1 pseudogene is annotated in these 1,293 nt (G+C 38.0%); it reads left to right on the forward strand.

Annotated features, from left to right (window positions below):
- Positions 1-444 precede the first annotated feature (444 nt).
- Positions 445-1,101: pseudogene (locus NSB03_RS20645) on the forward strand (IS256 family transposase); the annotation flags it as partial.
- Positions 1,102-1,293: the final 192 nt, after the last annotated feature.

The raw sequence follows: 1,293 nt of genomic DNA on the forward strand, positions 1-1,293 counted from the left end.
CTTAAGTGTATTTCACTAAAGTTGCGAGTTTTGATTTATATTGAGGGCGTTTTTGAGCTTTTGACACACCCTCATAGGATATCAAGTACACCTGAAGAAGAAGGTTTATAAGGAATACTCTCTTTACCCTACATAACGAAGATACTAATTTTATATAAATAAAACTATTGCTGTCCAATAAAACTTTTCGATTACCTATAGCTTATTGATATATACACAATTATAAATCAATCTCAATTTAGAGAAGGGACTTGTACATAAAAACAATATTTATAATAACCCCCCATCAAATATATTTATCAGACACTAATAATAAAACAACTCCCGAGGGATTTGCATAACATCTTTAACCTCACAGCCATTATGCATCATTAGATGCGAGGATGTAAATTAAACTGTGTCAGCAAAGAATAAAATATTAACTTTGCTAACATAGTTTTTTGTATGAAAGAAGAATTTGATTTTGAGAGAATCAAGAACAAGGCAATTGAACAGCTGAAAGCAGGTAAGCCCTTGTTAGGTAAAGACGGTGCTTTTGCTCCCTTATTGGAAAGTATCCTGAATGCAGCTCTGGAAGGTGAGATGGATGCACACCTTACAGAAGAAGAACGTCAGATGGGTAACCGCCGTAACGGGAAAATGCAAAAGCAGGTTCAGACTCCATTAGGTGAGGTAACTGTATCCACTCCCCGCGACCGTAATTCAAGTTTTGACCCACAATTTATTAAGAAGCGTGAGATCATTCTGGCAGAAGGTGTTGCTGACCGTATAATCGGCCTGTATGCTCTTGGTAACAGCACACGTGAGATTAGTGATTGGATGGAAGAGAATCTTGGTAATCGTGTATCGGCAGATACAATCAGCGCCATTACAGACCGTGTACTTCCGGAAATAAAGGCATGGAAATCACGTATGCTTGATTCTGTCTATCCTATAGTCTGGATGGATGCCATCCATTATAAGGTAACAGATGAACGTGGTTGTGCTGTTACACGTGCAATCTATAATGTGCTGGGTATTGACCGGGAAGGACATAAGGAGCTACTCGGCATGTATATATCAAGAAATGAGGGAGCAAACTTCTGGCTCAGTGTTCTAACATGATAGTATCGGCGAAACGGTACCATCATAGCGCATGAATCGGTACCAACGTAGCGGAGGAATCGGTACCAGCAAAAAGATTGACAATTCAGTTCTGTAGTTTAGTATAAACTTCTTTAGTAGATGACAAAATTTAAATTTGTGCTGTTAAACATCTAATTTTTAAGTGATTAAATTTGTGAAAGTCCCTGA

Source organism: Bacteroides acidifaciens (genome assembly GCF_024623065.1).
GTDB lineage: Bacteria > Bacteroidota > Bacteroidia > Bacteroidales > Bacteroidaceae > Bacteroides > Bacteroides acidifaciens.